Raw genomic sequence first — 26,008 nt, 5'->3', positions numbered from 1 at the left:
ATGCCGTGCCGGAGAAGAAGCCCGAGCGGGACGCGGGTGTGCTGGTGATCGGCCTGGGCCGGTTCGGGTCGTCGATCGGCGCGACCCTGGACCGGCTGGGCCAGGACGTGCTCGCCGTCGAGCAGGACCCCGTCCTGGTGGCCCAGTGGTCCGGGCGGCTGCCGCTGGTGGAGGCCGACGCGTCCAACCCGGACGCGCTGGAGCAGCTCGGCGCGAAGGACTTCGGCGTCGCGGTCGTCGGCGTCGGCTCGTCGCTCGAAGCGTCCGTGCTGATCACGGGCAACCTGGTGGACCTCAGTACGCCGCAGATCTGGGCCAAGGCGATCTCCGCGGAGCACGGTCGCATCCTGACCCGCATCGGCGCCCACCACGTCGTCTTCCCGGAGGCCGACGCCGGTTCGCGCGTGGCTCACCTCGTGAGCGGCAAGCTGCTCGACTACATCGAGGTCGAGGACGGCTTCACCATCGTGAAGATGCGCCCGCCCAAGGAGGCGCAGGGTTTCACGCTGGCGCAGTCGAACATCCGCAAGCGGTACGGCATCACCGTGATCGGGGTGAAGTCGCCCGGCGTGGACTTCGTCTACGCGACGCCGGAGACGCGGGTCTCCGCCAACGACCTGCTCGTCTGCTCGGGCCACGCCGAGCTGCTCGAACGGTTCGCGGCGCGGCCGTGATCAGCGCGTCCGCGGCGGCGTGACCAGTCCGCCCGGGACCGGTCGGTGCAACCTCACACCCCCGTCGATTACGGGGCGCGCGGCAGAGCAGGTAGCCTAGGGTGCGGACTCCCTTTCGTGTTGGTCGGCCATCGTCACTCTGGCGTCACTGTCCCGGACCAACCGTGGACCATTTCGCTGAGCGGCCCGTCGTCGGGCTGCCGCCGACCGATCGAACATTGCGAGGACCTATGGGCTCCGTCATCAAGAAGCGCCGCAAGCGTATGGCGAAGAAGAAGCACCGCAAGCTGCTTCGTAAGACGCGCCACCAGCGCCGCAACAAGAAGTGACGCGCGCGCCGTCGGGCGCGTGACGAGCAGGCCCGGCCCCGTTGGGGCCGGGCCTTCTTCGTGCGTGGACGGTCGCCTCGGTCGGCTACCGAGGGTTGCTGTCGAGCCTCCGGCAGACGGCGGGAGCGCCGTCCGGAACTATTGCCCGCGCAGCCGACGGCGCGCAGCCCGCAGCACCAGACCGAGCACCCACGCGGCGCCCGCCCATGACGCGGTGCGCACCCCGCGCCCCGCCACGCGCTGCGACCGCCCGCGGAACTCGCGGATGGGCCAGCCCACCTCCTGCGCGTGCCGGCGCAGCCGCAGGTCGGGGTTGATCGGGCAGGGGTGGCCCACCACCCGCATCATCGGCAGGTCGTTCAGCGAGTCGCCGTACGCGTAGCTCTCCTCGAGGTCGATCTCGTTGACGTTCGCGAGCTCGACGATGGCGTCCGCCTTGGCCTGGCCGTGCATGAGGTCGCCCTTGAGCCGGCCGGTGTAGAACCCGTCCTTGTGCTCCGCGATGGTGCCGAGCGCACCCGTTGCGCCCAGCCGCCTTGCGATGAGCTGCGCTATCTCCACCGGCGTGGCGGTGATGAGCCAGACCTGGTGCCCGGCGGCGATGTGCTCGTCGAGCAGCCGGCGCGTGCCGGGGTAGATCCGCAGGGACAGGACGGCGTCCCACACCTCCTCGCCGAGGGTGGCGATCTCGGCCACGCTGCGGCCCGCGATGAGCGACAGGGCACGGTTGCGCACCAGGTCGATCTGCTCCTTGTTCTCGCCCCAGAGCAGGTAGCGCGCCTGGACCATGGCGAACCTGAGGATGTCCCGCGTACCGAAGAACTTGCGCTGGTACGCGGACTTGGCCAGGTGAAAGGCGCTCGCACCGCGGATGATCGTGTTGTCGACGTCGAAGAACGCCGCGGTGGCGGACGAGGGGTGCGTCGACGGCATGGAGGTCACTCTATCCGCGTGCCGCACCGCGCAAGTCCTCGCCGGGCACCCGCGCGGAACGGCTGGTAGAACCGGGGAGTGACGCACGAGATCAGGACACCGGAGCGAGCCCGCCTCGCACGATTTCTCCATCTGCTGGTCGCCGTGCTCGCGCTCGGCGGCTTCGCTATCGAGCTCGTCGTCGCGATCACCGGCGGCCCCGGGCTCGCCCCGACGCACGCCGAACGCATGGTGCGGCTCTTCAGCTTCTTCACCATCCAGTCGAACCTGCTGATCGGCGGGGTGTCGCTGGCGCTCGCGATGGATCCGCGCCGGGACGGGCCGGTCTTCCGCGTGCTGCGCCTGGACGCCCTGCTGTGCATCGCTGTCACCGGGATCGTCTACAACACCATGCTGCGCGGCCTCGTTGAGCTGACCGGGGCCGGGGTGGTGTCGAACTCGATGCTGCACGTCCTGGCGCCGCTGTTCGCCGTCGTGGTCTGGCTGTGGGTGGGGCCGCGGCCGCGCGTGACCGCGCAGACCGTGTGGTGGTCGGTCGTCTACCCGATCGTGTGGCTCGTCTACACGTTCGTCCGCGGCGCCGCCACTGGCTGGTACCCGTACCCGTTCCTCGACGTGAACGCGCTCGGCTACGCCGGTGCGATCACCAACTCGGCGATCGTCGCGGTCGTCTTCCTGGTGCTCGCCTGGGGGGTGCAGTGGGCGGACGGACGGCTTCCGGACACGGGCCGTCCGGCGCCCCGCGTGTGACGTAACCTCGGGGCGTGACAGCTCCTGCCGAAGCCCGCGTCGTCCTGTACACCCGCGAGGCGTGCCACCTGTGCGAGGACGCGCGTGCCGTCGTCGTGCAGGTGTGCGAGAGTGCGGGGGCTCAGTGGCGCGAGGTCGACATCGACAGCGCGCCCGCGCTGCGGGAGAAGTACGGGGAATACGTCCCCGTGCTCGAGGTGGACGGGGTCCAGCAAGGTTTCTGGCGCGTGGACGGTGCGCGCCTGGCCCGCCTGCTGGCATGATCGTCCCGGCAGTGTGTGCGTACGCCCGCAACACAGTGGTTGCGGGGAGGGGAGCAGCACGTGGTCGAACTCAGTGACGGGACAGTCCCGGCGGCAACCGTGGGGAGGCTGCCCTACTATTTGCGCGCCCTGCGCGACCTCGCGGCCGAGGGGGTGGACCTCACCTCCTCGACGGAGCTCGCCGAGCGGTCGGGCGTGAGCTCGGCGCAGCTGCGCAAGGACCTCTCGTACCTGGGTTCGTTCGGCACGCGCGGCGTCGGGTACGACGTCGAGTCGCTCGCCTCGTACATCACGGTCGCCCTCGGGCTCGAGACGGAGCACCGGCTGGCGATTGTCGGCATCGGCAACCTCGGGCACGCCCTCGCGAACTACTCCGGGTACGCGACGCGCGGCTTTCAGGTGGTTGCGCTGCTCGACGCGTCCGCCGACGTCGTGGGGACGCGCGTGGCCGGTGTGACCGTCGAGCACGTCCGCGCGGTGGCCGACGTCATCAGTCGCGACCGCGTGACGATGGTGATCCTCGCGCTGCCGGGCCACGTGGCCCAGGACGTGGCCGACGCCGTGGTCGGCGCGGGCGTCCGCGAGATCCTCAACTTCGCGCCGATCGCGCTCCAGGTGCCCGACGACGTGGTGGTGCGGTCGGTCGACGTCGGCGGCGAGCTGCAGATCCTGGCCTTCCACGCGGCGACGCGGGCTGCGGCGCTCTGACTCTGCGCGACACCTCTCGAAGTCGGCAGTTGGCATCGAGATCGGTCCAGCGCTGAACCGATCTCGATGCGAAGTGCCGACCTCGGCGCGGGAGCCCAGCAAAGTGCCGACGTCGTGGTGTAACGCTCCGGCGTCCGCCTCACGCGTCAGCCGCTCCCCGGGGGGCGGGGCGGTGGGGCGTACTCGTCGTGCTTGCTCGTTCCCGCGCCCATCCGCGCCATGCCCGACACCAGGCCGACGGCGGCCGCGACGCCGTCGATCACCGGTACCCCCGTGCGCTTGGTGAGGTCCGCGCAGAGGTCGGTCATGCCGGCGCAGCCGAGGACCACGGTATCGGCGCCGTCGTCGCGGACCGCGCGCTCGCAGAGCTCGGCGATCCGTTCCCTGGCGGCTGAGCCGGCGTCCTCCAGGTCGAGGACCGGGACGTCCGCGGCGTACATGGCGACGCAGGCGTCCTCGAAGCCGTAGCGCCGTACCAGGTCGTGCGCGCGGCCCAGGGTGCGCGACAGCGTGGTGACCACGGCGAACGTGCGGCCGGACAGGGTGGCGACGTGCATGGCGGCCTCGGCGATCCCGACGACCGGGGCCGTGGTCAGCTCCCGCGCCGCGTCGAGGCCGGGGTCGCCGAAGCACGCGACGACGTAGCCGTCCGCGGGGCTGACGTCGTTCGCTGGGCCGACGTCGGGCGCTGGGCCGACGCCGGGCGCACCGCCGTCGTACGGCGAGGCCGCTGCCTCTGCGGCCGCGACCTGCTGCGCCACCACGAGTGCGGCCCACGCCTCGTCGGTGTGGCTCTCGACGGCGGCGGGCCCCGCTCCCGGCGCCGGGCAGGTGGCGGCGATCGAGACGTCGGGACCCGCCACCTCCCGGGCGGTGACCGCTATCTTGTCGGTCATCGCCCGGGAGGTGTTGGGGTTGATGAGGTGGATCCGCACCGATCAGGCCGTGGTGCCCGCGGCGCCGTCGGCCACACCCGCGGTGACGCCGTCGAAGGACGGGATCTGCGGGCTGAGCCGCTCCAGCCACCAGAAGGCGACGAAGCCGAGGCCGCACCCGATGAACCAGGTGTAGTTGCCGATCCAGGAGATGTCGAAGTACCCGAGGTCGGCGATCAGCTTGGGCGCCACGCCCAGGAGCACCGTGGGCACACCCGCCAGGAAGACCGCGAGCACGCCGTTGCGGTTGTAGCCGTTCGTGTACCAGTAGGCGCCCTCGGGCGACATGGTGAACATGTCGTCGACGAGCACCCGCTGCTTGGCAGCGACGTAGTAGCCGGCGATGAGGATGCCGAACAGCGGCCCGATCAGGGCGCCCAGCACGCCGAGCGTGTAGTGGATCGCGTCGGCGTCGTCGTACCAGTTCCAGGGCAGCAGGAGCACGGAGCCGACGGCGGCGATCATGCCGCCCATGCGCCAGCTGATCTTCTGCGGGGCCACGTTGGAGAAGTCGAACGCGGGGGAGATGAAGTTCGCGACGATGTTGATGCCCACCGTCGCCGTGACGAACGTGAGGCCGCCGAGCAGGATCGCGAACGGGGTGTCGATGCGCTCCACGGTGTGGATGGGGTCGGTGATCAGCTCGCCGAACACCGGCACCGTGGCCGACGCCGTGATCACCGTCAGGAGCGAGAAGAACAGGAAGTTGACCGGCAGTCCCAGCAGGTTGCCGCGCTTGACCGCCTTGAACGAGCGCCCGTACCGAGCGAAGTCGCCGAAGTTGAGCATCGGGCCCGAGAAGTAGGACACGACGATCGCGACCGCCGTGCAGAACACGCCCACCGAGGCCCAGCCGGTCAGCGGCTCACCCTCCGCGAGGCTCAGGCTGATGTTGGACAAGCCGGCCTGCGAGACGAGGTAGACCGCCAGCGCGATCATCACCACGTAGACGGCGGGGCCGGCCCAGTCGATGAACCTGCGGATCGTCTCCATGCCGTTCCAGAACAGCGCGGCCTGCGCGCACCAGAGCACGGCATACGAGATCCAGCCCAGGGCGCTCAGCCCGAGGAAGGTCGGCTCGACGAGCGCCGCGCTGGCGGGGATGAACTTGAGGAACACGATGTTCAGCGACTCGGCGGCGAGAAACGTCTGCACGCCGTACCAGGCCACCGCGATGAGGCCGCGGATGATCGCCGGGATGTTCGCGCCCTTGACGCCGAAGACCGCGCGGTTGATCACCGGGAAGGGCACGCCGGTGCTCTGGCTGGGCTTGGCGACCAGGTTGGTGAACACCTGCACGATGACGATGCCGACCAGCAGGGCCAGGAGCACCTGCCAGCTCGCGATGCCGAGCGCGAAGAGGCTGCCGGCGGTGACGTAGCCGCCGACGCTGTGCACGTCGGACATCCAGAAGGCGAAGATGTTGTACGCCGACCACTTCTGCTCCCGCAGCGGGGCGAGGTCCTCGTTGGCGAGCCGGGGGTCGTAGGACGGCTTGACGTTGCCGGAGCCCACCGGGTGCCCGGCGGCCTCCACCAGGTCCTGCTCGCCGGCGGGGAGCGTGCTGGGCGGGTTGTCGGGCGCGGCGGCCGCGGAGGCCGACACCTCCGTGTTCTCGGTCATGAGCCGTGCCTTCCGGGTGGGGGTCCGTGGTCCCCATGAAGTTATGGGTTAACGGCCGACGCCCGGTTTCCCGCGCGTAACCAGGTGGTAAGGCTCATGTTCAGTAATGACTTCACGCATGTTACGGCGCATGTCGCCGGTGTGTCGCGACGGCCCGGGGGCGCGCGCAGGCCCGGCGCACTCGTACGATGCGGCGGTGTCTTCCGAACCGCCGCTGGGCGCCCGACTGCGCGCTCTCCGTGAAGCGCGAGGTGTCTCCGCGCGCAGCCTCGCCGCGACGCTCGGCATCTCGGCGAGCGCCGTGTCGCAGATCGAGCGCGACGTGATGCGCCCGTCGGTGGTGCGCCTGCTCGCCATCACCGACGCGCTCGGGGTGTCGCTGTCCGACGTCTTCGAGCCGCCGGACGCCACTGCCGGGCCGCGCGGCGGCGCCGCGGAGCTGGAGCACGCGGGCATCGCGGTCACCCGGGCGTGGGAGGCGTCACCCGTGACGCTCGACGGCGGGGTCACCTTCCGGCGGCTCTCGCCGAACCCCACGCTGGGCCTCGACTTCTTCGAGTCCATCTACCCGCCGGGCGCCACGGCCACGCTGGGCGATGCCGCCCTGTTCAAGCACGAGGGCTACGAGATCGGCAACGTCGTCTCGGGCGAGCTCACCGTCGAGCTGGCCGACGACGAGGTCGTGCTGGCGGCCGGCGACTCGATCAGCTACCCGTGCTCGGTGCCGCACCGTATCCGGAACGCGGGTGTGCGGCCGGCTGTAGCTACTTGGTTGATCGTGCACCCGTGAGCTGCTGGGCGGCGCTCGCCGGGTCGGGGCGCAGCAGAGCGCCTGTGTATCTGTGCGCCGCCTCGCTCACGGGCCCCAGGGGCCCTCCGCTACGGTTTTACGGCGGCGCACAGATACACAGGCGCTCTGCTGCTTCGCTCGGTCCTCGCCTCGCGTCGTCGGCCGGGTGGGGCTGAACGACCAGGTGGAGAGGGCTGAGCTGGGTGTGGGCGGATCAGCCCTTGGCGATGGCGCTGACGTCCAGCGTGATCTTGACCTTGTCGCCCACCAGGAAGCCGCCGGTCTCCAGCGTGGCGTTCCACGTGAGGCCGAAGTCCTTGCGGTTGACCTCGAGGTTGGCCTCGAAGCCGGCGCGGTCGTTGCCGAACGGGTCCTTGGCGGTGCCGGTGAACTCGGTCTCGAGCTCGACGCCCTTGGTGATGCCGTTGATCGTGAGGTCGCCCGAGATGACGTAGTCGTCGCCGTCGGTCCGGATGCCGGTGGACGCGAAGGACCAGGTCGGCTTCTCGTCGGCGTGCCAGAAGTCGGCGCTCTTCAGGTGGCCGTCACGACCGGCGTCGCCCGTGCTGACCGAGGCCGCGTCCAGCTCGGCCGTGACGCTCGACGACTCCAGGTCCTCGCCGACCGTGATGGTGCCCGAGGTGACGGAGATGCTGCCGCGCACCTTCGCGATCCCGGCGTGGCGGACGGAGAAGGAAGCTGCGGTGTGGGAGGGGTCGATGTCGTAGGCGCCGGTGGTGAGGCCGGCGGGGAGCGGGGTGGCCATGAGGGGGACTCCTTGTGGGGTGCGGCGATTTGGGCGGATAGTTGAGGGATCAACTAGATCCATTGACGTCCAACATAACGGGTCCCGTAACGTATTCCCAAGGGGTGCCCGAGGCGTTGCGGCGGACGCCCCTGTGGCGGCTCGGCGAGCACGAAGGCGGTGGGCGAAGTGGCAGCGGAGACTATCGAGGAGAACGACCTCTGGCTGACCGAGGAGCAACAGGGCTCCTGGCGGCACTATCTCGAGGGCACGGCGCGGTTCGTGGAGGCGCTCGGCGCCGTGCACGACCGGACGCTCGACCTGTCCCTCGGCGAGTACAGCCTGCTGGTACAGCTCTCGGAGGCGCCCGAGCTCACGATGCGGATGTCGACGCTCGCGGACGGCCTGGTGCTGTCGCGCAGCCGGCTCACGCACACGGTCGCGCGCATGGAAGCGCGCGGGCTGGTGGAGCGGCGCGCGGCGGAGGGCGACCGGCGCGGGGTGAACTGCACAATGACCGAAGCCGGCCGCGCCGTTCTCGTGGCGGCGGCCCCCGGGCACGTCGCGGCAGTGCGCCGGATCATGGTGGACGCGTTGGACCCGGAGGAGTTCGAGCTGCTCGGCCGCATCATGGCCAAGGTCGCCGAGTCCTCGAAGATCTCGGGCGGCACGGAGGAAGGCCTGACGGCCCACTGCGACTAGCGCCCGGCGCACCCACGCAGTCGTGCCGGACGTGCAGGTCACCCGGGTGACCTGCACGTCCGGCACGTCGCGCGGCATGGCTGGAGCGGGTCCTACTCGGTCAGCACGCGGCCGAACATCGGGCGGTACGCGAGCCCGGCGATCAGGGCGCCGAGGATCGGGAACACGATGAACACCCACAGCTGCCCCATCGCCCAGCCGCCGCCGTAGACAGCGGTCGCGAGCGAGCGAGCGGGGTTCACCGAGGTGTTGGTGACGGGGATCGAGATCAGGTGGATCAGCGTGAGCGTCAGGCCGATCGCCAGGGGCGCGAACCCGGGGGAGGCGACCCGCGCCGTCGTGCCGAGGATGACGAAGAGGAACACCGCGGTCAGGACGGTCTCGACGACGATCGCCGAGCCCAGCCCGAACCCGCCCGGCGAGTGCTCGCCGAACCCGTTGGAGGCGAAGCCCGACTCGCGCGCGGCGTCGAAGAAGCCGTCGGGCCCGCCGGACACGACCAGCGCCAGCACGCTCGACGCGACCACACCACCCACGAGCTGCGCCACGATGTAGCCGCCGACGTCGCCCCACGAGAACCGGCCGGCCGCGGCCAGGCCGAGGGTCACGGCCGGGTTGAAGTGGCCGCCCGAGATCGGGCCCAGGGCGAACGCGCCGACCACGACGGTGAGGCCGAAGGCCAGGGCCACGCCGAGGAAGCCCACGCCGAGGGTGTTGACCTCGGCATCGGGGAAGTTGGCGGCCAGGAGGGCGGTGCCACAGCCGCCCAGCACCAGCACGAACGTACCCAGTGCCTCAGCGACAAGGCGTGCATACATGGCAGGTGATGCTGTCTCCGTCATCTTGAGACTCCCTTGCTTCTGTAGGACGGTTTCATGGCGAAACTTCTTGCCGACAGTAGGTCGGCGGCCGGGGATCGGCGCGAGATGACGTAATCCACACCGGCTGGAGGTCACTGGCACCCAGGGTCGGGTGCGAGACTGGGCGCCATGGTTTCCACGACGGTCCACCTGCTGCGTCATGGCGAGGTGCACAACCCCGACGGCGTCCTGTACGGGCGGCTGCCCGGCTACCGGCTGTCCGACCGTGGCCAGGCGATGGCGAAGATCGTCGCCGACCACCTCACCAGCACGGGCCGGGACGTGACCCGCGTGGTGGCCTCCCCGCTGCAGCGCGCGCAGGAGACGGCCGGCCCGGTGGCGCAGGGCTTCGGCCTGGAGCTCGCCACTGACGACCGCATCATCGAGGCAGGCAACCGGTTCGAGGGCCTGGTCGTCGCCGGCGGTGGCGGAGGGGCGCTCAGGAACCCGAGGAACTGGCCGCACATGTGGAACCCGTTCCGCCCGTCGTGGGGCGAGCCGTACACGGAACAGGTCGAGCGCATGCGCGGCGCCGTCGAGGACGCGCGCCGGGCCGCGGAGGGCCACGAGATCGTGCTGGTCAGCCACCAGCTCCCGATCTGGCTCACCCGCAGGTCGTTCGAGGGCGGGACGCTCTGGCACGACCCGCGCAACCGGCAGTGCAACCTCGCGTCCCTCACGTCCCTGCACTTCGAGGACGACCGGTTCGTGGGCCTCCACTACACGGAGCCGGCCGCGGAGCTCTACGACGGCGCCAGCAAGGTTGCCGGCGCGTGATGCGAGGCAAGACCGTCAAGGTCGTCCAGTGGGTGGTCGTCGTCGGTATCGTGCTCGGCCTGGTCTTCTCTCTCGCGGCGTGCGCCCCGGCGGAGTCGGGGGCGGCGGACGTCGTCGGGCAGGGTTACGTCTCCGGTGACGGGTCCGTGCAGACGTACGACGCCGGAGAGCGCAAGGGCCCGGTGTCCATCGCGGGCACCGACTTCGAGGGCAAGGACATCGACACCGCCGACTGGGCGGGCGACGTCGTGGTCGTGAACACCTGGTATGCCTCGTGCGCCCCGTGCCGCGCCGAGGCGCCCGACCTGGTGGCGCTCGCGAACGACAAGGACGGCGTGCGGTTCCTCGGTATCAACACCGAGGACGACGCCGGTGCCGCCCAGGCGTTCCAGCGCACCTTCGAGATCCCGTACCCGAGCATCGAGGACCGCACCGGCGTCGTGATCGCCGGCCTGTCCGGCGTCGTGCCGCTGCAGGCCGTGCCGTCCACAGTGGTCCTGGACCAGGAGGGTTACGTGGCCGCGCGCGTCATCGGCCAGGTGGAGGGGTCCACCCTGGAAGCCCTGGTCGACGAGGTCCTGGCGGAGGCCGCCTGATGCTTCCCGGTACGGTCGCGACCGTCGTCGGCGACGGCCTCGCGAGCACCGCGTTCAGTGGATCCCTGCTGCTGGCGGTGCCCGTGGCGGTGCTGGCAGGCCTCGTGTCGTTCGCCTCGCCGTGCGTGCTGCCGCTCGTGCCCGGGTACGTCGGGTACGTGAGCAGCATGGCCGCGGCGTCCGCGGGGACCACCCCCGGGATCGTGAGCACCCGGACCAAGCCGGCCCGCGGCCGCGTGGTCGGCGGCGTCGCGCTGTTCGTGCTCGGCTTCACCGTCGTGTTCGTCTCCTTCGGCGCCGCGTTCGGCGGCCTGGGCGCCTACCTGGTGCGCTGGGAGGACGTGATCATCCGCGTGCTCGGCGCCGTGGTGATCCTGCTCGGCCTCGGGTTCCTCGGGGCCGTCCCGTTCCTGCAGCGCGAGGCGCGGTTCCACCTGACGCCGCGCGCGGGCCTGTGGGGCGCCCCGCTGCTCGGCGTCGTGTTCGGGCTGGGCTGGACGCCGTGCATCGGCCCGACCCTCGGCGCCGTGCAGGCGCTCGCGATCGACGAGGCCTCCGCGGGCCGCGGCGCGCTGCTCGGTGTGGCGTACTGCATCGGCCTGGGCGTGCCGTTCCTGCTCGTGGCCCTCGGGCTGCAGAGCTCGGAGCGCATGCTGGACTTCCTGCGCAAGCACCGCCTCGCGGCGCTGCGCATCGGCGGCGGGCTGCTGGTCCTGGTCGGGCTGCTGCTGGTCACCGGGCTGTGGACGCAGATCACCGGGGCCATGCAGCTCTGGATCGGCGGATTCGAGACGGTGATCTGATGGCCGGTCGTACCAGCAGCCGGGACAGCAGGGAAGGCACCTACGTCCCCGAGGGCATCGCGGACGAGTTCACGCAGGGCGAGCCGGGCGAGCAGGCGAACGGCGCGCCGTCGTCGTCCGAAGGCAAGCAGAAGCCGGACCGGCCCAACGCGCCTGCGCTGGGCCTCGTGGGGACGCTGCGCTGGATGTGGCGCCAGCTCACCTCGATGCGCGTGGCCCTCATGCTGCTGATGCTGCTCGCCGTCGCGGCCGTGCCCGGGTCGGTGCTGCCGCAGCGCAACCAGGACGCGGCCGGGGTCATCGAGTACCTCGCCGACCACCCGACCGCTGGGGAATGGCTCGACAAGGCCGGGTTCTTCGACGTCTACTCGTCGGTCTGGTTCTCCGCGATCTACATCCTGCTGTTCGTTTCGCTGGTGGGCTGCATCCTGCCGCGGTCGATGGCCCACTACCGGGCGCTGCGCGGCCGCCCGCCGCGCGTCCCGTCCCGGTTCAACCGGTTCCCGGCCAAGGCGTCCGCGACCACCGACGCCTCGCCGGAGGAGGCCGCCGACGCCGTCGCCGCCGGCCTGCGCGGGAAGATCTCCTGGCTGCCGATGTTCCGCGTGGACCGGGGTGAGGAGGCCGCCCGGGGCGCGCGGCCGGCGTCGGCCACCGTGAGCGCCGAGCGCGGCTACCTGCGCGAGACCGGGAACCTCGTGTTCCACCTGGCCCTGGTGGGCCTGCTCGTGTCCGTCGCGACGGGCCAGCTGCTGCACTACCGCGGCCAGGCGATAGTCACCGAGGGCCGCGGCTTCGCGAACGCGGTGGTGGACTACGACACCTTCGAGAAGGGCTCGTGGTTCCGGCCCGAGTCGCTGGTGCCGTTCTCGATGACGCTCGACAACTTCGAGTCGGAGTTCGCGAGTGACACCGTCGCCTTCGCGCAGGCGCGGGACTTCACGGCGCACGTGACGGTGACGGAGCCCTCCGGCGCGCAGCGGCCCGAGACGATCAAGGTGAACCACCCGCTCGTCGTGGACGGCGCCAAGATCTACCTGCAGGGCAACGGCTTCGCGCCCGAGATCACCGTGCACGACGCCGACGGCGAGGTCGCCTTCTCCGGACGCGTGACCTTCATCCCCGAGGACACGATGTACACGTCCCGCGGCGTCGTGAAGGTGCCGGACGTGTCCCCGGGGCTCGACCAGATCGGGCTCGTGGGCTACTTCCTGCCGACCGCGGAGGTCAACGCCGACGGGTCCGCCCGCTCGGCGTTCCCGCAGCCCGTCGACCCGCTGCTCGTGCTCGAGGTGTACACGGGCGACCTGGGGCTCGACGACGGCTCCCCGCAGAACGTGTACGAGCTCGACACGGCGTCGCTCACCCCCGCCGTCGACGAGTCCGGCGAGCGGATCAAGGTGCTGGCGCGGCCCGGCGAGACCGTCGAGCTCCCGGACGGGCTCGGCACCCTGACCCTCGGCGAGGACCTGCCGCGCTACGTGGCCCTCGACCTGCGGCACGACCCGTCCCTCGCCTTCGTCCTCGTCTTCGCGCTGCTCGCGCTCGCGGGGCTCACCGTCTCGCTCTTCACGCCGCGGCGCCGCGTCTGGGCGCGCGCGTACGTCGGCCAGGACGGGGCTACGGTGGTCGAGGTCGCGGGGCTCGCCCGCGGGGACGACGCCGGCCTGCAGGCCGAGGTCGACCGCGCGCTCGCGGCGGTGCCCGGGGGAGTTGTCGCATCCGGCGGGGAGACCCGGCCCGCCGCGGTGGTCGAGGCCGCGGCGGAGGACGAGCCTGTGCAGACATCGGTGGTCGAGCCTGTCGAGACCCGATCGGAAAAGGACTGAACATGGAGCTGGCAAACCTGAGCGTGCTGCTCGTCTGGGGCGCCGCGACGGCTCTCGCCGTCGCACTCATCGCGTTCGCGGTGGACCTGTCGCGCCTGTCGGGTGCGAAAGTCGATGCGCGGGACGCGGCCAGGAGCCGGGAGCGGGTCGCCGTCGGCGCCGACGCTCCGGTGGACGCTCCGGTCTCGCCCTACGGCCCGGACGACGACGCCGGGCCGGGCCCGGTCGCCGGGCCGGTGAGCCGCAAGCTCGCCGGGATCGGGATGTCCGTGACGTGGCTGGCCGCCGCGCTGCTGCTCGTCGCGATCGTGCTGCGCGGTATCGCCGCGGGGCGCACCCCGTGGGCCAACATGTACGAGTTCACGCTGGTCGGCACGTTCGTCGCCGTCGCCGTCTTCGTCGGGGTCAACACCCGGCGCGACGTGCGGTTCCTCGGCGCCTTCGTGACCGGGCTCGGCGTGCTGTTCCTCGTTCTGGCGCAGGAGAAGTTCTTCATCGAGGCCATGGGCGTGCAGCCCGCGCTGCAGAAGTACTGGCTCGTGATCCACGTGGGCGTCGCCATCTGCGCGACGGGCATCTTCACCGTCGCGTTCGTGACGTCGGCTCTGCAGCTCCTGCGGGACGGCCGGGACAACGGCTCGCCGCTGCTGGGCAGCAGGCACTGGGGCTGGCTCGACCACACGCCGGCGCCGGCCGCCCTGGAGTCGCTCTCGTTCCGGCTGAACTCGGTGGCGTTCGTGCTGTGGACCTTCACGCTCATCGGCGGCGCCATCTGGGCCGAGGACGCCTGGGGTCGCTACTGGGGCTGGGACCCCAAGGAGGTCTGGAGCTTCATCGTGTGGGTGGTCTACGCCGCCTACCTGCACGCGCGCACCACGCGTGGCTGGTCCGGCACGCGCGCCGCGTGGTTCGTCGTGGCCGGGTACGCGTGCGTGCTGTTCAACTTCACGGGCGTGAACCTGATCTTCAACGGGAAGCACTCGTACTCGGGTCTGTAGGCCCGTAAGAGGTCCGCTTCGAGAACAACATCGGGCACCGAATCCGGCTCGGATCGGTGCCCGATGTTGTTCTCGAAGCGGACCTCGCGGAAGTCAGTTGTTCTCGGCGTCGTCGTCCTTGGCGTCCTGGCGGCCGCGGGCCTCGCGCTCGCGCTTGCGGCGGTCCTGCTCCAGCAGCCAGAGGAACTCGGGGTCGTCGTCCGGTGCGGCCGGGCCGGAGGGACGACGCGGGCCGGGCCGCGGGGGCACCGTCGGGCGGCTGCCGCCGGTGCCGGGACCCGAGGACGGGCCGGGGCCCGTGCCGGACCGGCGGGCGGTGACCCGGACGACGATCCACGAGATCGGGCCGAGCAGGGGCAGGAGCACGATCAGGAGCACCCACAGCCACCGGGGCAGGCCGCCACGCTCGTCCTCCTCCGAACCCCAGACGTCGACCAGGGCGTACACCATGAGTCCGACGACGACCAAGATGAAGAGTATGCGGGGCATGCGCCCAGCCTACGGCCGGTCGGCGGGGATGCGTCAGGCTTCGGAGTGACGTTCGCCCCCTTGCCGCCGTCCGACTGTGACCCAGGCCCGGCCTACGATGGGTAGGTGCCCCTCGTGATCTACACCCTGCTCCGCCTCGCGCTGTTCGGCGCGGCATTCGGCCTGCTGTACCTGGTCGGCCTGCGGGGCTGGCTGCTCCCGATCGTCGCGGTGGTGGTCGCGCTGGCGGTGTCGTACCTGACCCTGAGCAGGCCGCGCGACGCCGCGACGCGGTGGATGGCCGACCGGGCCGAGCGCCGCGCCGCCGAGCGCGCCGCAGCCCCGAGGGTCGACGCCGACGCGGCCCACGAGGACGCCCAGCTCGACCAGGAGCTTCAGACCGACAGGCCGAACCAGAGCAGCACGCCGTAGCCCAGCTCGTAGAGCCCCGTGCCGGCCAGGACCGGGATCAGCAGCTTGCCCCGCGCCCCGGCGAGTATCGGCAGCGACAGCAGCGTCGCGGGGCCGAGCAGCAGCAGCACCACGAGCGACCACGGCGCCCAGAACGCGCACACCGCGCCGAGCAGCACAGGGACCCAGATCATCGCGATGTACGCCCGCCGCGCCCGGTAGTCACCGAGCCGTACCGCGAGCGTGCGCTTGCCGGCCAGGACGTCGGTGGGGATGTCGCGCAGGTTGTTCACCATGAGCAGCGCGCACGCGATGAGGCCGATGCCGACGGCGCCGAGCACCGCGGGCCACGTGATGCGGTCGGCCTGCGTGTAGGTGGTTCCGAGCACTGCGACCAGGCCGAAGAACACGAACACGGCGATCTCGCCCAGCCCCCGGTAGCCGTACGGCTTCTTGCCGCCGGTGTAGTACCAGGCGGCGGCCACGCACACCGCGCCGACCGCGAGCAGCCACCAGTGACCCGACACGACGCTCAGCAAGAGGCCGAGCACCCCGGCGACGCCGAACGCCGCGAACGCCGCGCGCTTCACCGCGCCGGGGGCGGCGGCGCCGGACGCGGTCAGCCGCATCGGGCCGACCCGGTCCAGGTCCGTACCGCGCACGCCGTCCGAGTAGTCGTTGGCGTAGTTGACGCCGACCTGCAGCGCGAGGGCGACGCCCAGCGCGAGCAGCGCGGGCAGCCACGCGGCGGAGTCCACCTGAGCGGCCGCGCCCGTGCCCACCATGACGGGTGCCGCCGCCGCCGGCAGCGTGCGGGGCCGCGCCCCGGAGATCCACTCGGCGGCAGTCGCCATCAGCGCGTCCTTCGTTCGGGGGTTGTGCCTGAGTTCTCAACAGATCCAGCGCCGGGCTCGCACCCGGTCCTGGCGGAGGAACGAAGTCATGGTCGCACGGGTTCCCGGCCCGCCTCCCGCTCGGCCCGCACGACGGCGTCCCGCACCGCCCGGCGGTCCACCTTGCCCGGGCCCCGGGCCGGCAGGGCGGCGGTGACGTACACCCGGCGCGGCGCGGCCGGCGTCCCCAGCCGCTGCCCGACGGCGGAGCGCAGCCCGGCGAGCAGCTCACCGCCGCCGTCGGCCAGGTTGGTGCCGCGCACGGGCGCGGGGCTGGGCGCCGCGCGCCGGCCGGCGAGAGCTATGACGGCGACGACGGCATGGCCCCACTCGTCGTCGGGCACGCCGACGACGCAGGCCTCGCCCGGGGTGCCCAGCCCGGCGAGGTGCTCGGCGATGGCGTCCTCGACGGCCGCCGGGGCGACGTTGACCCCGCCGGTGAGGATGACGTCGTCGGCCCGGCCGAGGATCGTGAGGCGGCCGTCGTCCAGGCGGCCCAGGTCGGACGTGCGGAACCAGCGGGTGCCGTCGGGGCCGGTGCGGAACGCGGCGGCCGTGGCGTCGGGATCGCCCACGTAGCCCTCGGCGAGCACGGGGCCGGACAGCTCGACGATGCCTGTAACGACGGTGTCGTTATCACCGGCGTCCGTACCGACGGTGTCCGTACTGACGATGCCGGTGCCGACGGCGCCCCTATCGACGGCGTCCTTACCGGCGGCGCCCGAGGTGAGGCCCGGGCCCGCCTCGGCGTCGGCCAGTCGGACGCGCACGCCCGCGAGCGGGACGCCGTCGTACACGCAGCCGCCGCTCGTCTCGGACATGCCGTACGTGGTGACGACCCGGACGCCCGCGGCCCGGGCGCGGGCCAGCAGCGCGGAGGGCGTCGCGGCACCGCCGACGAGCGCCGCGTCGAACCGGGCGAGGGCGTCGAGGCCGGCGGTGTCGCCGTCGTCGGCCGCGGTGACCAGCCGGTGCAGCTGGGTGGGGACCAGCGAGACGTATGCTCGGTCGCCGAGCCCGCTCCGGGCCGACGACGAAGCAGGGGCCGGGGGTCGAAGGAAGCCCGTGGCGAGGGCCGCGAACCCCTCTGGAGTGAAGCGGTCGAGCGCGCCGACGCGCACCTCCGTGCCCGCCACCACCGATCGGTTGATGACCTGGACCCCCGCGACGTGCGTGGGCGGCAGCACGAGCAGCCAGCGGCCGGGGCCACCGAGCCGCTCGTGGGTGGCCTCGGCGGACGCGCGCAGGGCGGCCGCGCTCAGCGCGACCTCGCGCGGGTTTCCCGTGGAACCGGAGGTCCGGAGCACGAGCGCGGTGCCGGGCGGGGCCGCGGCGTCGGACAGGCGGGGCTGCGGGGCGTAGGCGGGACCGCCGTCGAGGGCGCCCCGGACGGCGCGGACCACGTCGATCGGCGGGTCGGTCAAGGTCACCTCACGAGGGTAAGCGTGCCAGGAGCACACCCGGAGTCGGCCGGTCTGTAAGGTGTGCGCCACGCGAACCGTCCCGGGGAACGCTCGGGATCGAACACTCGCGGAGGAGAACGGATGACCACGCGCAGGACGACCGCGGTCCGTGCCACGGGTGCGGCCCTGGTGATCATGCTCGGGCTGGCCGCCTGTGGACTCGTTGGTCCCGAGGTGCCCTCGCCCACGCCCACCGCTACGGTCGACGCCCCCGTCGAGAGCGACCGGACCGGGCCACCGAAGCCCCCGAAGCCGCCGGCGGCGCCCGTCGTGTGGCCGCTCACCGGGGTGCGGACCGACAAGATCGCGAACCGCCCCGCTGTGTCGGTGAAGATCGAGAACTCGTCGGACGCGCGCCCGCAGCGCGGCCTCGTGGAGGCCGACATCGTGTGGGAGGAGGTCGTCGAGGGCGGCATCAGCCGGTTCGTCGCGACCTACCACTCGAACATCCCGGACATCGTGGAGCCGGTGCGCTCCGTGCGGCCGATGGACCCCGCGATCGTGGGGCCGCTGGACGGCATCCTGGTGTTCTCCGGCGGGCAGGGGCCGTTCATCGCCGCGACGGAGCGGGTGGGCACCCAGACGATCATCATGGACAAGGGCGACGCCGGCTTCACGCGCGACTCCAGCCGGTACGCGCCGCACAACGTGATCGGCAGCATGCCGACGTTCCTCGCGCAGGCGGACGGGAGGCGGACGAACCCGCCGCGCGCGCAGTTCAAGTACGCGCCGAAGGTCGGCCAGGGGACCGCACGGAAGGGCGGCACGCCCGCCCACGTCGTCGATGTCAGGCTGTCGCCCGCGCAGCGCACGGTGTGGACCTGGGACCAGGAGAACAAGAGGTACCTGCGCAGCGAGGGCTCGGCCGCGTCCGTCGCGGCCGACGGCCGGCGGCACTCCGCCCGGAACGTGCTCGTGCTGTCCACCCACGTGTTCAACACGAAGTGGGTGGACCCGAGCGGCGCGCCCGTGCCGGAGCACAAGCTCGCCGAGAGCAGCGGGGTCGGCACGCTGGTCTCCACCGGGCGCAGCATCCCGGTGCGCTGGTCCAAGAAGGACCTGCTGTCGCCGATCGTGCTCAAGACTCGCGACGGCCAGGACGTGCGGCTCGACCCGGGCAACACGTGGATCGAGCTGGTCCCGGCCGGCTCGGGGAGCTGGTCGGTGCGCTGAGCGCGTCGCTGAGCCACAAGTTGCGCGTCGACCGGATCCGCTGGTGACGCCGAACCGCAACCTACGTGTCACCGCTGTCGCCGAACCGCAACCTACGTGTCACCGCTGTCGCCGAACCGAAGAGTGCATGTCGATCTGAGGCCCGATCGACGTGCACTCTTCGGTTCGGCGCTGGCGGCGACGGGAGACTTGCGGTTCGGCGTCAACCTGGCGACGCGTCGGTTGCGGTTGGGCGGGAGTGTGCCGTCCGTCGTGGCGGCCGACGCCGTCAGTAGTAGTACGGGAAGGCCGACCAGTCCGGGTCGCGGCGCTCCAGGAACGCCTCCTTGCCCTCGACCGCCTCGTCGGTCATGTACGCCAGCCGGGTCGCCTCGCCGGCGAACACCTGCTGGCCGGCGATGCCGTCGTCGGCGGCGTTGAATGCGAACTTCAGCATCCGGATGGCCTGCGGCGACTTGGTCGCGATGATGCGCGCGTACTCGAGCGCCAGGCCCTCCAGGTCCTCGTGGGCGGCGACCTCGTTGACGGAGCCCCAGCGCTCGGCGTCGTCGGCCGAGTACTCGCGGGCGAGGAAGAACACCTCGCGGGCGCGCTTCTGCCCGAGCTGGCGGGCGAAGTAGGCGGAGCCGTAGCCGGCGTCGAACGAGCCGACGTCGGCGTCGGTCTGCTTGAACTTGCCGTGCTCGCGGCAGGCGACCGTGAGGTCGGCGACGACGTGCAGGGAGTGTCCGCCACCCGCCGCCCAGCCGTCCACGACCGCGACCACCACCTTGGGCATGGTCCGCATGAGGCGCTGCACCTCCAGGATGTGCAGGCGACCGGCCTTGGCCGGGTCGATCGAGTCCGCGTTCTCGCCCTCGGCGTAGCGGTAGCCGTCGCGGCCGCGGATGCGCTGGTCGCCGCCGCTGCAGAAGGCCCAGCCGCCGTCCTTGGGGGAGGGGCCGTTGCCGGTCAGCAGCACCGTGCCGACGTCGGACGACATGCGCGCGTGGTCCATGACCCGGTACAGCTCGTCCACCGTGTGCGGGCGGAAGGCGTTGCGGACCTCCGGCCGGTCGAACGCGATGCGGACCACGGGCAGGTCGCGCGGCTCGTCGCCGCTCCGGTCAACGCCGCGGTGGTACGTGAGGTCGGTCAGGCCCTCGAAGCCGGCGACCGTGCGCCAGCGCTGCGGGTCGAACGTCTCGGAGACTTGCTTGGGCAGTTCGGTGCTCGTGCTCACGCGGCAAGCCTAGTTGGGGCGGTGCGGGGTGAATGGCAGCCCGTGGTCGTCAGTGCCAGGGACCGACGTTCGGAACGAATTTCGTCATGGCGGAGACGATGTCCCGCGAGTCTTCGAGGGCGAGTGTTCGTTCTCGGTGAGCTCGACGATCGGCGAGCTCGTGATTGTCCGCTTGAACGGACCGTCGTCGTCCGCCCATGCGGAGGCGGAGACACGGCGCACGTTGACCTCCCTGTGCAGCGCCTTCTCGGCCTCCTCCACTATGTCGGCGAGCCGATCGCGGTCGGGGTTGCCGATCACCAGCACGTCGATGTCGCCAGGTACCGAACCCGGACGCTCGTGGTACCGGGCCGCCCATGATCCGTAGATGAAGGCATGCTCGATGCCATCGACGTCTGCGAGGAGGCCGCGGAGCACTGCAAGGGGACCAAAGGTCACGGCCAGAAGTTCTGCTAGAGGAGCGTAGACCGGGTTGTCCGTCCGCGCGCGGGCAAGGCGGGTGTTGCCGAAGCGGCGGGTGGAGACGAGGCCAGCATCCTCGAGGCGGTCGATCTCGCGTAGGACAGTCAGGCGAGACGTCCCGACAAGCCGCGCCAGGTCGGTAAGGCTCTGCTCCTTGTCCGGCTCCAGGAGCACGGCGGCAAGGATGTCTCCCTGCGAGCGGGTGCGCAGCAGGGGGAGAAGCAGAGGGGCACCTTGTTTCATAAAATGAACGCTACCGTTCGTTTTATGAACACACCAGATGCAGGCATCTATGGTGGCGGCGAGGAAGGGAGCACCCACATGCTGGTTCGCCATCGCGGTCTCGAACCGTCGATCGATCCGTCGGCGTACGTCGCCCCGTCAGCGGCAGTTGTCGGTGACGTCCGCATCGCCGCTGGAGCGAGGATCCTGCACGGCGCGGTCCTCACCGCGGAGGACGGCGTCGTCGTCATCGGCGAGGACACTGTGGTCATGGAGAACGCGCTCGTCCGCGGGCGCCGCGGGCATCCCGCAGAGATCGGGTCCGCGGTGATGATCGGCCCGCACGCTCACGTGAACGGCAGCACGATCGAGGACGAGGCGTTCATCGCGACCGGTGCGTCGCTGTTCCCGGGCAGCACTATCGGCGCGGGCGCGGAGGTGCGAATCAACGGTGTCGTCCAGGTCAACACCGTCTTGGCCCCGGGAACGGTCGTGCCGATCGGCTGGGTCGCCGTGGGGGATCCGGCGACGATCCTGTCGCCGGACCGGCACGAGGAGATCTGGGCGATCCAGCGAGAGCTCAACTTCGGCGCCACCGTCTACGGGGTGGGCCGAGACGTGCCGATGCGTGAGCTGATGCGCCGTCAGTCGGACTTCTACGGCGCGCACCGCGACGACGAGCCCGTGAACGAGACCAGGTAGCCCCTCGGGTAGTTAGCCTGGCCCTGTGCTGCTGATCGGTGAACCCGTCGTCTGGTCCACGCCGCTACGGACCCGCTTTCGCGGGATCGACGTGCGCGACGGCGTCCTCCTGCGCGGCCCCGCCGGCTGGGGTGAGCTGTCGCCCTTCTGGGACTACGACGACGAGGAGTCCTCGACCTGGCTGCGCGCGGCGCACGAGGCAGCCTTCATCGGCTGGCCCGAGCCGGTCCGGCAGAGCGTGCCGGTCAACGTGACGGTCCCCGCCGTCGGGCCGGAGCGGGCGCGCGAGATCGTCCTGGCGTCCGGCGGGTGCCGGACCGCCAAGGTCAAGGTCGCGCAGCGCGGCCCCGACGGGACGCTCGAACCCGTGGCCGCGGAGGCGGACCGGGTCGCCGCCGTCCGCGACGCCCTGGGGTCCGACGGCGCGATTCGGGTCGACGCCAACGCAGCCTGGACCCCCGACGAAGCCCTGGCGCACCTCGCCGAGATCGACCGAGCCGCCGGTGGGCTCGAGTACGTGGAGCAGCCCTGCGCAAGCGTCGACGAGCTGGCCCTGGTGCGCCGCAAGCAGGACGTCCCCGTCGCCGCCGACGAGTCGATCCGCCGCGCCGCCGACCCGATGCGCGTGGTGCGCGAGGAAGCCGCCGACATCGTGGTCCTCAAGGTGCAGCCGCTGGGCGGCGTCCGCGCGTGCCTCGAACTCGCGGAGCAGGTCGGGCTGCCGGTTGTCGTCTCGTCCGCCCTCGAGAGCTCGGTCGGGCTCGCCGCCGGCGTCGCCCTCGCCGCCGCCCTGCCCGAGCTCCCCTACGCCTGCGGGCTCGCGACGTCCCAGCTCCTGGTGCACGACGTCGTCGCCGAGCCGCTGCTGCCCGTCGACGGCGCGCTCCCCGTCCGCCGCCCCGAGCCCTCGCCCGAGGCGCTCGCCGCCACGTCCCCTGACGGCCCGACGATCGAACGCTGGCTCGCCCGGTACCACCGACTGACCCGGATCCTGGAGGACGCATGACGATCCCGCCCGCCGTCACCACCGCCCGCGCACTGGTCGCCGACCTGGTCACCCGGGGTGTGCAGGACGTGGTGCTCGCCCCCGGCTCGCGCAGCGCCCCCCTCGCGTACGCCTTCGCGGAGGCCGCCGACGCCGGCCGCCTCACGCTGCACGTACGGATCGACGAGCGGGCGGCGGGATTCCTCGCGCTGGGCCTGTCGAAGGGCGCGGAGGGTGCGCCGGTTGCCGTCGTCACGACGTCGGGGACGGCGGTCGCGAACCTGCACCCTGCCGTGCTGGAGGCGAACCACACCGGGCTGCCGCTGATCCTCCTCACCGCCGACCGGCCGCACGAGCTGCGCGGCACGGGTGCGTCGCAGACGACCGACCAGGTCGGGATCTTCGGTTCGGCGGTGCGGTTCGCGGCGGACATCCCGGCTTCGGCGGGGTTCCCGACGCCGTCGAACGCCGCTGCGCCGTCGAACGCCCCTGCGGGATCGGGCGCCTCGCCGTCGGGCGAACCGGGTGGCGAGCCGGGCGCCGAAGCCGCGCCGGAGCTCCGCGACCTGAGGCACATCGCCGGGCGCGCGGTCAGCGCCGCCCTGGGCCTGCGTTCGGGGCACCCCGGGCCGGTGCACCTCAACCTGGCGTTCCGGGACCCGCTGGCGCCGTCGGCCCCGTTGCCGGGCCTGCCCGCGGACACCGCGCAGGAGGACTACCCGCGGCCCGACCCGCCGCTCGTCGTCCCCGCCGCGCTGCAGCACTTCGCCTCTCCGGCGCTGCCGGGCGACCCGGAACGCACGGTCGTCGTCGCAGGCGACGGCGCCGGGCCTGAGGCGCGGCGGCTTGCCGAGGCGCAGGGCTGGCCCCTGTTCGCGGAGCCGTCCTCGGGCGCGACGGGCGGGCCCAACGCGATTGCGGCCTACCGGGTGCTGCTCGGCTCAGACGATCTCGCGGGGAGCGTCGAGCAGGTGGTGGTCTTCGGCCGGCCCACCCTGTCGCGCCCGGTGCAGCGGCTGCTCGGCCGCCCTTCCGTAACGGTCACCGTGGTCGCGCCGGGCGCGGGTCCGTGGCCCGACGCCGCCCGCAACGCCGCCGTCGTGGTGCCGGGCCTGGCCCCCGTCTGCTTCGAGGCGGCCGCGGCCGAGCGGTCGCCGTTCCTGGAGCGCTGGCAGGCCGCGGGGGCGCAGGCCGCCCGCGTCCTGGACGAGGTGACCTGCGACGAAGCGGTCCTCGGCGGACCGACGGCGCTCTCCGTGGCGCGAGCCGTTGCCGCGGTGCTCGGCCCCGAGGACCTGCTGGTGGTCGGCTCGTCCAACCCCGTGCGGGACCTCGAGCTGGTGCTCGGCCTCGACGGTCCCGGACCCGCGGTCCTCGCCAACCGAGGCCTCGCGGGCATCGACGGCACCGTGTCGACGGCGGTCGGCATCGCGCTCTCCGCCGCCCGCCGCGGCCTGCGCACCCGTGCCCTCCTGGGCGACCTCACGTTCCTGCACGACGTCGGCGGCCTGCTCCGCGGCCCCGACGAGCCCCCGGTCGACCTGGAGATAGTGGTGGTGAACGACGAGGGCGGCTCGATCTTCGCGACCCTCGAGCACGGCGCGCTCGCCGCGACCGGTGACGCCGCGAGCGCCACGTTCGAGCGGGTCTTCGGGACGCCGCACGGGTCCAACCTGGCGCAGCTGTGCGCGGGGTACGGCGTGGACCATCAGCTCGTCAAGGACGTGCCGACCCTGCGGCACGCGCTGCAGGCGCCGAGCCACGGCGTTCAGGTCATCGAGGTGCGCGTGCCGCGCGCCGACCGTCTGGCGGAGTCGCGCGACCTGGCGCGTCGCGTCATCGAGGCGGCCACCGCTTCTCGTTGAGTGCGGGCTGTCTGCCGGGTCGGCAGGCTCCGGCCCGACAGATGGCCCGCGCTCAACGAACTGCCAGGACGCGCAGGGAACTCACAGACTTATCCAAGGGTCGGACAAGGAACGGGGTGTCAACTGGTTCTGACTTCAAGGAGGGTCACGATGACCGACCAGAACAGCACCACTCCGCAGCCGGACGAGCAGCCGCCCGTCGCGCAGCCCACCCAGCAGCTGCCGGTCGCCGGCCCGGCACCCGCCCAGAACGCGGACGCTGAGTCTCCGAGCCCTGCGCAGTCCCCGGCGCCCGTACCTGCGCCGCAGCAGCATTCGGCACCCGCCGAGGGCACCCCCGCGCAGGGCGCGCCGGTCCAGAACGTCCAGAGCGCGGCTCCCGCTCAGCACCCGGCCCCCGCGCCGAGCGTGGCTCCCGCTCAGCACTTGGCCCCCGCCCAGAACGCGGCCCCCGCCATCAGCCCCGCGTCCGCCTACGTCAACCCGTACTCCGCCCCCGCCACGGTGGCGGTGGCGGAAGCGCCGAGCGCGAAGAACCGCACCTGGGTTCCGGTGGTCAGCGCCGCCGCGGCCGCCGCGCTGCTGGCCAGCCTCGGTACCGCCGGTGCGATCGCCCTCACGGACAACCCGAACAACGCGGCCTCCCTGGCCGACGTCGGACAGTCGACCAGCCAGAACGTGCCCGTGGCGAGCTCGACCGTGGAGAACCCGAACTGGACAGCGGTCACCTCCGCGGTGCAGGAGTCCGTGGTCGCGATCCAGGTGGAGAGCCAGGCGGGCGGCGCCGAGGGCTCCGGCGTCGTGCTGGACTCCGACGGCCGCGTCCTGACCAACAACCACGTGGTGGCCGACGCGACGACGGTGCAGGTCACGCTGAGCGACGGCCGGGTGTACGACGCCGACATCGTCGGCACGGACCCGACCACCGACCTCGCCGTCGTGCAGATCTCCGACCCGCCGTCGGACCTGAAGCCCGCGACCTTCGCGGACTCGTCCGACGTCGTGGTGGGCGAGCCCGTGATGGCGCTCGGCAACCCGCTGGGCCTGGCGAACACCGCGACGACGGGCATCGTGTCCGCCCTGGACCGGCCGGTCACGGCCAGCGCAGAGGACGGGTCCGAGCAGGTGGTCACGAACGCCATCCAGATCGACGCCGCGGTGAACCCGGGCAACTCGGGTGGGCCGCTGTTCAACGCGTCGGGCGAGGTCATCGGCATCACCTCCTCGATCGCTACCCTGTCGAGCGGCGGGACGGCGTCGAGCAGCTCCGGCTCGATCGGCCTCGGCTTCGCCATCCCGTCCAACCTGGCCACGCAGATCGGTGACCAGCTCAAGAAGGACGGCACCGCCGAGCACGCCTTCCTCGGCGTGTCGCTCTCCGACGCCACCGCGACGGCCGACGGCGTGACCCGCCGCGGCGCCGGTGTCTCGGAGGTCGTCGCCGACTCGCCGGCCGGGGACGCCGGCGTCCAGGAGGGTGACGTGGTCGTCGCGATCGACGGCGACCCGGTCAACGGCGCGGCGTCGCTCACGGCGTTCGTGCGGGAGAAGGAAGCCGGTGACAAGTCGGTGCTGACCGTGGTGCGCGACGGCAAGACGCAGGAGATCACCGTCACGCTCGCGGTCAAGGACGAGACGGCGACCCAGGACTCGGGCTCGCAGGGCCAGCAGCTGCCCGGCCAGGAGGACGGCTCGGACTCGGGCTCCGGCTCGGACCAGAGCCAGCCGAACAACATCCCGGACTGGCTGCAGGACTTCTTCAACAACCAGGGCTGACCCGCCCCGGCCGGACATGTCAGACCCCCAGGTCACCCCGAATGACCTGGG

28 protein-coding genes are annotated in these 26,008 nt (G+C 72.0%); 18 read left to right on the top strand and 10 right to left on the bottom strand.

Annotated features, from left to right (window positions below; translation table 11 throughout):
* Positions 1-5: 5 nt before the first annotated feature.
* Together C8K30_RS08510 and C8K30_RS08505 are read left to right on the top strand one after the other, a co-directional pair.
* On the top strand, positions 6-674 hold the full coding sequence (locus tag C8K30_RS08510) for a TrkA family potassium uptake protein (RefSeq protein ID WP_108492428.1): 669 nt from the start codon (positions 6-8) through the stop codon (positions 672-674).
* Between the two features lie 230 nt (positions 675-904).
* Positions 905-1,003: a 30S ribosomal protein bS22 gene (locus C8K30_RS08505; RefSeq protein WP_003792170.1), complete on the top strand. Its 99-nt coding sequence runs from the start codon at positions 905-907 to the stop codon at positions 1,001-1,003.
* A 138-nt stretch (positions 1,004-1,141) separates the two neighbouring features.
* On the opposite strand, the gene C8K30_RS08500 is transcribed toward C8K30_RS08505, so the two are convergent.
* Positions 1,142-1,936: an HAD family phosphatase gene (locus C8K30_RS08500; protein ID WP_108492427.1), complete on the bottom strand. Its 795-nt coding sequence runs from the start codon at positions 1,934-1,936 to the stop codon at positions 1,142-1,144.
* Positions 1,937-2,014: 78 nt separating this feature from the next.
* Between C8K30_RS08500 and C8K30_RS08495 the strand changes: the two genes are divergently transcribed.
* From C8K30_RS08495 to C8K30_RS08485, 3 genes are read left to right on the top strand one after another with little or no spacing between them, the layout of a single operon-like run.
* Positions 2,015-2,686 carry a Pr6Pr family membrane protein gene (locus C8K30_RS08495; protein WP_108492426.1) on the top strand — a complete coding sequence of 224 codons (672 nt, stop codon included), beginning with the start codon at positions 2,015-2,017 and terminating at the stop codon, positions 2,684-2,686.
* Between the two features lie 14 nt (positions 2,687-2,700).
* Positions 2,701-2,949, top strand: coding sequence for a glutaredoxin family protein (locus C8K30_RS08490; protein WP_108492425.1), 249 nt, complete (start codon positions 2,701-2,703; stop codon positions 2,947-2,949).
* 60 nt (positions 2,950-3,009) lie between these two features.
* Positions 3,010-3,657 carry a redox-sensing transcriptional repressor Rex gene (locus C8K30_RS08485; protein ID WP_108492424.1) on the top strand — a complete coding sequence of 216 codons (648 nt, stop codon included), beginning with the start codon at positions 3,010-3,012 and terminating at the stop codon, positions 3,655-3,657.
* Positions 3,658-3,803: 146 nt separating this feature from the next.
* Here the strand turns inward: C8K30_RS08485 and C8K30_RS08480 are convergent, their stop codons facing one another.
* Both C8K30_RS08480 and C8K30_RS08475 read right to left on the bottom strand, forming a co-directional pair.
* On the bottom strand, positions 3,804-4,592 hold the full coding sequence (locus C8K30_RS08480) for an aspartate/glutamate racemase family protein (RefSeq protein WP_108492423.1): 789 nt from the start codon (positions 4,590-4,592) through the stop codon (positions 3,804-3,806).
* Positions 4,593-4,595: 3 nt separating this feature from the next.
* Complete coding sequence (locus C8K30_RS08475) at positions 4,596-6,215, bottom strand: NCS1 family nucleobase:cation symporter-1 (protein ID WP_108492422.1); 1,620 nt, start codon at positions 6,213-6,215, stop codon at positions 4,596-4,598.
* Positions 6,216-6,411: 196 nt separating this feature from the next.
* On the opposite strand from C8K30_RS08475, the gene C8K30_RS08470 reads away from it, so the two are divergent.
* Entirely contained in the window at positions 6,412-7,005 is a 594-nt protein-coding gene (locus C8K30_RS08470; RefSeq protein ID WP_233257055.1) for a helix-turn-helix domain-containing protein, read from the top strand.
* A 214-nt stretch (positions 7,006-7,219) separates the two neighbouring features.
* On the opposite strand, the gene C8K30_RS08465 is transcribed toward C8K30_RS08470, so the two are convergent.
* Entirely contained in the window at positions 7,220-7,771 is a 552-nt protein-coding gene (locus tag C8K30_RS08465; protein ID WP_108492420.1) for a YceI family protein, read from the bottom strand.
* A gap of 168 nt (positions 7,772-7,939) precedes the next feature.
* Here C8K30_RS08465 and C8K30_RS08460 point away from each other — a divergent pair, with 168 nt between their 5' ends.
* Positions 7,940-8,452, top strand: coding sequence for a MarR family winged helix-turn-helix transcriptional regulator (locus C8K30_RS08460; RefSeq protein ID WP_108492590.1), 513 nt, complete (start codon positions 7,940-7,942; stop codon positions 8,450-8,452).
* A gap of 92 nt (positions 8,453-8,544) precedes the next feature.
* Here the strand turns inward: C8K30_RS08460 and aqpZ are convergent, their stop codons facing one another.
* Positions 8,545-9,294: an aquaporin Z gene (aqpZ, locus tag C8K30_RS08455; RefSeq protein ID WP_233257054.1), complete on the bottom strand. Its 750-nt coding sequence runs from the start codon at positions 9,292-9,294 to the stop codon at positions 8,545-8,547.
* 147 nt (positions 9,295-9,441) lie between these two features.
* On the opposite strand from aqpZ, the gene C8K30_RS08450 reads away from it, so the two are divergent.
* The 5 genes from C8K30_RS08450 to ccsB are packed head-to-tail and all read left to right on the top strand — an operon-like array spanning position 9,442 to position 14,315.
* On the top strand, positions 9,442-10,089 hold the full coding sequence (locus tag C8K30_RS08450; RefSeq protein ID WP_108492418.1) for a histidine phosphatase family protein: 648 nt from the start codon (positions 9,442-9,444) through the stop codon (positions 10,087-10,089).
* The gene (locus C8K30_RS08445) at positions 10,089-10,685 is read left to right on the top strand and encodes a TlpA disulfide reductase family protein (protein ID WP_108492417.1); all 597 of its coding nucleotides are present in this window, start codon (positions 10,089-10,091) and stop codon (positions 10,683-10,685) included. Before C8K30_RS08450 ends, C8K30_RS08445 begins: the two co-directional genes overlap by 1 nt.
* Positions 10,685-11,488: a cytochrome c biogenesis CcdA family protein gene (locus tag C8K30_RS08440; protein WP_108492416.1), complete on the top strand. Its 804-nt coding sequence runs from the start codon at positions 10,685-10,687 to the stop codon at positions 11,486-11,488. Before C8K30_RS08445 ends, C8K30_RS08440 begins: the two co-directional genes overlap by 1 nt.
* Entirely contained in the window at positions 11,488-13,317 is a 1,830-nt protein-coding gene (locus C8K30_RS08435) for a cytochrome c biogenesis protein ResB (protein WP_233257053.1), read from the top strand. Before C8K30_RS08440 ends, C8K30_RS08435 begins: the two co-directional genes overlap by 1 nt.
* A gap of 2 nt (positions 13,318-13,319) precedes the next feature.
* Complete coding sequence (ccsB, locus tag C8K30_RS08430) at positions 13,320-14,315, top strand: c-type cytochrome biogenesis protein CcsB (RefSeq protein WP_108492415.1); 996 nt, start codon at positions 13,320-13,322, stop codon at positions 14,313-14,315.
* A 93-nt stretch (positions 14,316-14,408) separates the two neighbouring features.
* On the opposite strand, the gene C8K30_RS08425 is transcribed toward ccsB, so the two are convergent.
* Entirely contained in the window at positions 14,409-14,804 is a 396-nt protein-coding gene (locus C8K30_RS08425) for a PLDc N-terminal domain-containing protein (protein ID WP_233257052.1), read from the bottom strand.
* A 105-nt stretch (positions 14,805-14,909) separates the two neighbouring features.
* Here C8K30_RS08425 and C8K30_RS08420 point away from each other — a divergent pair, with 105 nt between their 5' ends.
* Positions 14,910-15,215, top strand: coding sequence for a DUF4229 domain-containing protein (locus C8K30_RS08420; protein ID WP_108492414.1), 306 nt, complete (start codon positions 14,910-14,912; stop codon positions 15,213-15,215).
* On the opposite strand, the gene C8K30_RS08415 is transcribed toward C8K30_RS08420, so the two are convergent.
* Both C8K30_RS08415 and C8K30_RS08410 read right to left on the bottom strand, forming a co-directional pair.
* Entirely contained in the window at positions 15,179-16,048 is an 870-nt protein-coding gene (locus tag C8K30_RS08415) for a 1,4-dihydroxy-2-naphthoate polyprenyltransferase (protein WP_108492413.1), read from the bottom strand. The two genes, C8K30_RS08420 and C8K30_RS08415, sit on opposite strands and share 37 nt — an antisense overlap.
* An 86-nt stretch (positions 16,049-16,134) precedes the next feature.
* Positions 16,135-17,517: an AMP-binding protein gene (locus C8K30_RS08410; RefSeq protein ID WP_108492412.1), complete on the bottom strand. Its 1,383-nt coding sequence runs from the start codon at positions 17,515-17,517 to the stop codon at positions 16,135-16,137.
* Between the two features lie 114 nt (positions 17,518-17,631).
* Here C8K30_RS08410 and C8K30_RS08405 point away from each other — a divergent pair, with 114 nt between their 5' ends.
* Positions 17,632-18,723: a DUF3048 domain-containing protein gene (locus tag C8K30_RS08405; RefSeq protein ID WP_233257051.1), complete on the top strand. Its 1,092-nt coding sequence runs from the start codon at positions 17,632-17,634 to the stop codon at positions 18,721-18,723.
* A gap of 268 nt (positions 18,724-18,991) precedes the next feature.
* Here the strand turns inward: C8K30_RS08405 and C8K30_RS08400 are convergent, their stop codons facing one another.
* Positions 18,992-19,945 (bottom strand): 1,4-dihydroxy-2-naphthoyl-CoA synthase, encoded by a 954-nt coding sequence (locus tag C8K30_RS08400; RefSeq protein ID WP_108492411.1) that lies wholly within the window; start codon positions 19,943-19,945, stop codon positions 18,992-18,994.
* An 84-nt stretch (positions 19,946-20,029) separates the two neighbouring features.
* Complete coding sequence (locus C8K30_RS08395; RefSeq protein WP_199230397.1) at positions 20,030-20,743, bottom strand: hypothetical protein; 714 nt, start codon at positions 20,741-20,743, stop codon at positions 20,030-20,032.
* On the opposite strand from C8K30_RS08395, the gene C8K30_RS08390 reads away from it, so the two are divergent.
* The 4 genes from C8K30_RS08390 to C8K30_RS08375 all read left to right on the top strand — a co-directional run bounded on the left by C8K30_RS08390 (position 20,729) and on the right by C8K30_RS08375 (position 25,957).
* Positions 20,729-21,331 carry a gamma carbonic anhydrase family protein gene (locus C8K30_RS08390; RefSeq protein ID WP_108492409.1) on the top strand — a complete coding sequence of 201 codons (603 nt, stop codon included), beginning with the start codon at positions 20,729-20,731 and terminating at the stop codon, positions 21,329-21,331. The genes C8K30_RS08395 and C8K30_RS08390 overlap by 15 nt on opposite strands.
* 25 nt (positions 21,332-21,356) lie before the next feature.
* Complete coding sequence (locus C8K30_RS08385) at positions 21,357-22,337, top strand: o-succinylbenzoate synthase (protein WP_108492408.1); 981 nt, start codon at positions 21,357-21,359, stop codon at positions 22,335-22,337.
* Positions 22,334-24,181, top strand: coding sequence for a 2-succinyl-5-enolpyruvyl-6-hydroxy-3-cyclohexene-1-carboxylate synthase (gene menD, locus C8K30_RS08380; protein ID WP_108492407.1), 1,848 nt, complete (start codon positions 22,334-22,336; stop codon positions 24,179-24,181). The genes C8K30_RS08385 and menD overlap by 4 nt, the downstream gene beginning before the upstream one ends.
* A gap of 150 nt (positions 24,182-24,331) precedes the next feature.
* Positions 24,332-25,957, top strand: a complete 1,626-nt coding sequence (locus C8K30_RS08375) for a S1C family serine protease (RefSeq protein WP_108492406.1) — start codon at positions 24,332-24,334, stop codon at positions 25,955-25,957.
* Positions 25,958-26,008: the final 51 nt, after the last annotated feature.

Source organism: Promicromonospora sp. AC04 (assembly GCF_003058225.1).
Lineage (GTDB): Bacteria > Actinomycetota > Actinomycetes > Actinomycetales > Cellulomonadaceae > Promicromonospora.
Note: the sequence above shows the minus strand (reverse complement) of the source record. Positions and strands in the feature narration are given on the sequence as shown.

Coding starts and splice junctions, on each gene's coding strand:
- aqpZ (WP_233257054.1), bottom strand. CDS start 9,294: ATGACGGAGACAGCATCACCTGCCATGTATGCACGCCTTGTCGCTGAG.
- C8K30_RS08375 (WP_108492406.1), top strand. CDS start 24,332: ATGACCGACCAGAACAGCACCACTCCGCAGCCGGACGAGCAGCCGCCC.
- C8K30_RS08395 (WP_199230397.1), bottom strand. CDS start 20,743: ATGGCGAACCAGCATGTGGGTGCTCCCTTCCTCGCCGCCACCATAGAT.
- menD (WP_108492407.1), top strand. CDS start 22,334: ATGACGATCCCGCCCGCCGTCACCACCGCCCGCGCACTGGTCGCCGAC.
- C8K30_RS08390 (WP_108492409.1), top strand. CDS start 20,729: ATGCTGGTTCGCCATCGCGGTCTCGAACCGTCGATCGATCCGTCGGCG.
- C8K30_RS08405 (WP_233257051.1), top strand. CDS start 17,632: ATGACCACGCGCAGGACGACCGCGGTCCGTGCCACGGGTGCGGCCCTG.
- C8K30_RS08425 (WP_233257052.1), bottom strand. CDS start 14,804: ATGCCCCGCATACTCTTCATCTTGGTCGTCGTCGGACTCATGGTGTAC.
- C8K30_RS08505 (WP_003792170.1), top strand. CDS start 905: ATGGGCTCCGTCATCAAGAAGCGCCGCAAGCGTATGGCGAAGAAGAAG.
- C8K30_RS08415 (WP_108492413.1), bottom strand. CDS start 16,048: ATGGCGACTGCCGCCGAGTGGATCTCCGGGGCGCGGCCCCGCACGCTG.
- ccsB (WP_108492415.1), top strand. CDS start 13,320: ATGGAGCTGGCAAACCTGAGCGTGCTGCTCGTCTGGGGCGCCGCGACG.
- C8K30_RS08450 (WP_108492418.1), top strand. CDS start 9,442: ATGGTTTCCACGACGGTCCACCTGCTGCGTCATGGCGAGGTGCACAAC.
- C8K30_RS08435 (WP_233257053.1), top strand. CDS start 11,488: ATGGCCGGTCGTACCAGCAGCCGGGACAGCAGGGAAGGCACCTACGTC.
- C8K30_RS08475 (WP_108492422.1), bottom strand. CDS start 6,215: ATGACCGAGAACACGGAGGTGTCGGCCTCCGCGGCCGCCGCGCCCGAC.
- C8K30_RS08445 (WP_108492417.1), top strand. CDS start 10,089: ATGCGAGGCAAGACCGTCAAGGTCGTCCAGTGGGTGGTCGTCGTCGGT.
- C8K30_RS08440 (WP_108492416.1), top strand. CDS start 10,685: ATGCTTCCCGGTACGGTCGCGACCGTCGTCGGCGACGGCCTCGCGAGC.
- C8K30_RS08500 (WP_108492427.1), bottom strand. CDS start 1,936: ATGCCGTCGACGCACCCCTCGTCCGCCACCGCGGCGTTCTTCGACGTC.
- C8K30_RS08465 (WP_108492420.1), bottom strand. CDS start 7,771: ATGGCCACCCCGCTCCCCGCCGGCCTCACCACCGGCGCCTACGACATC.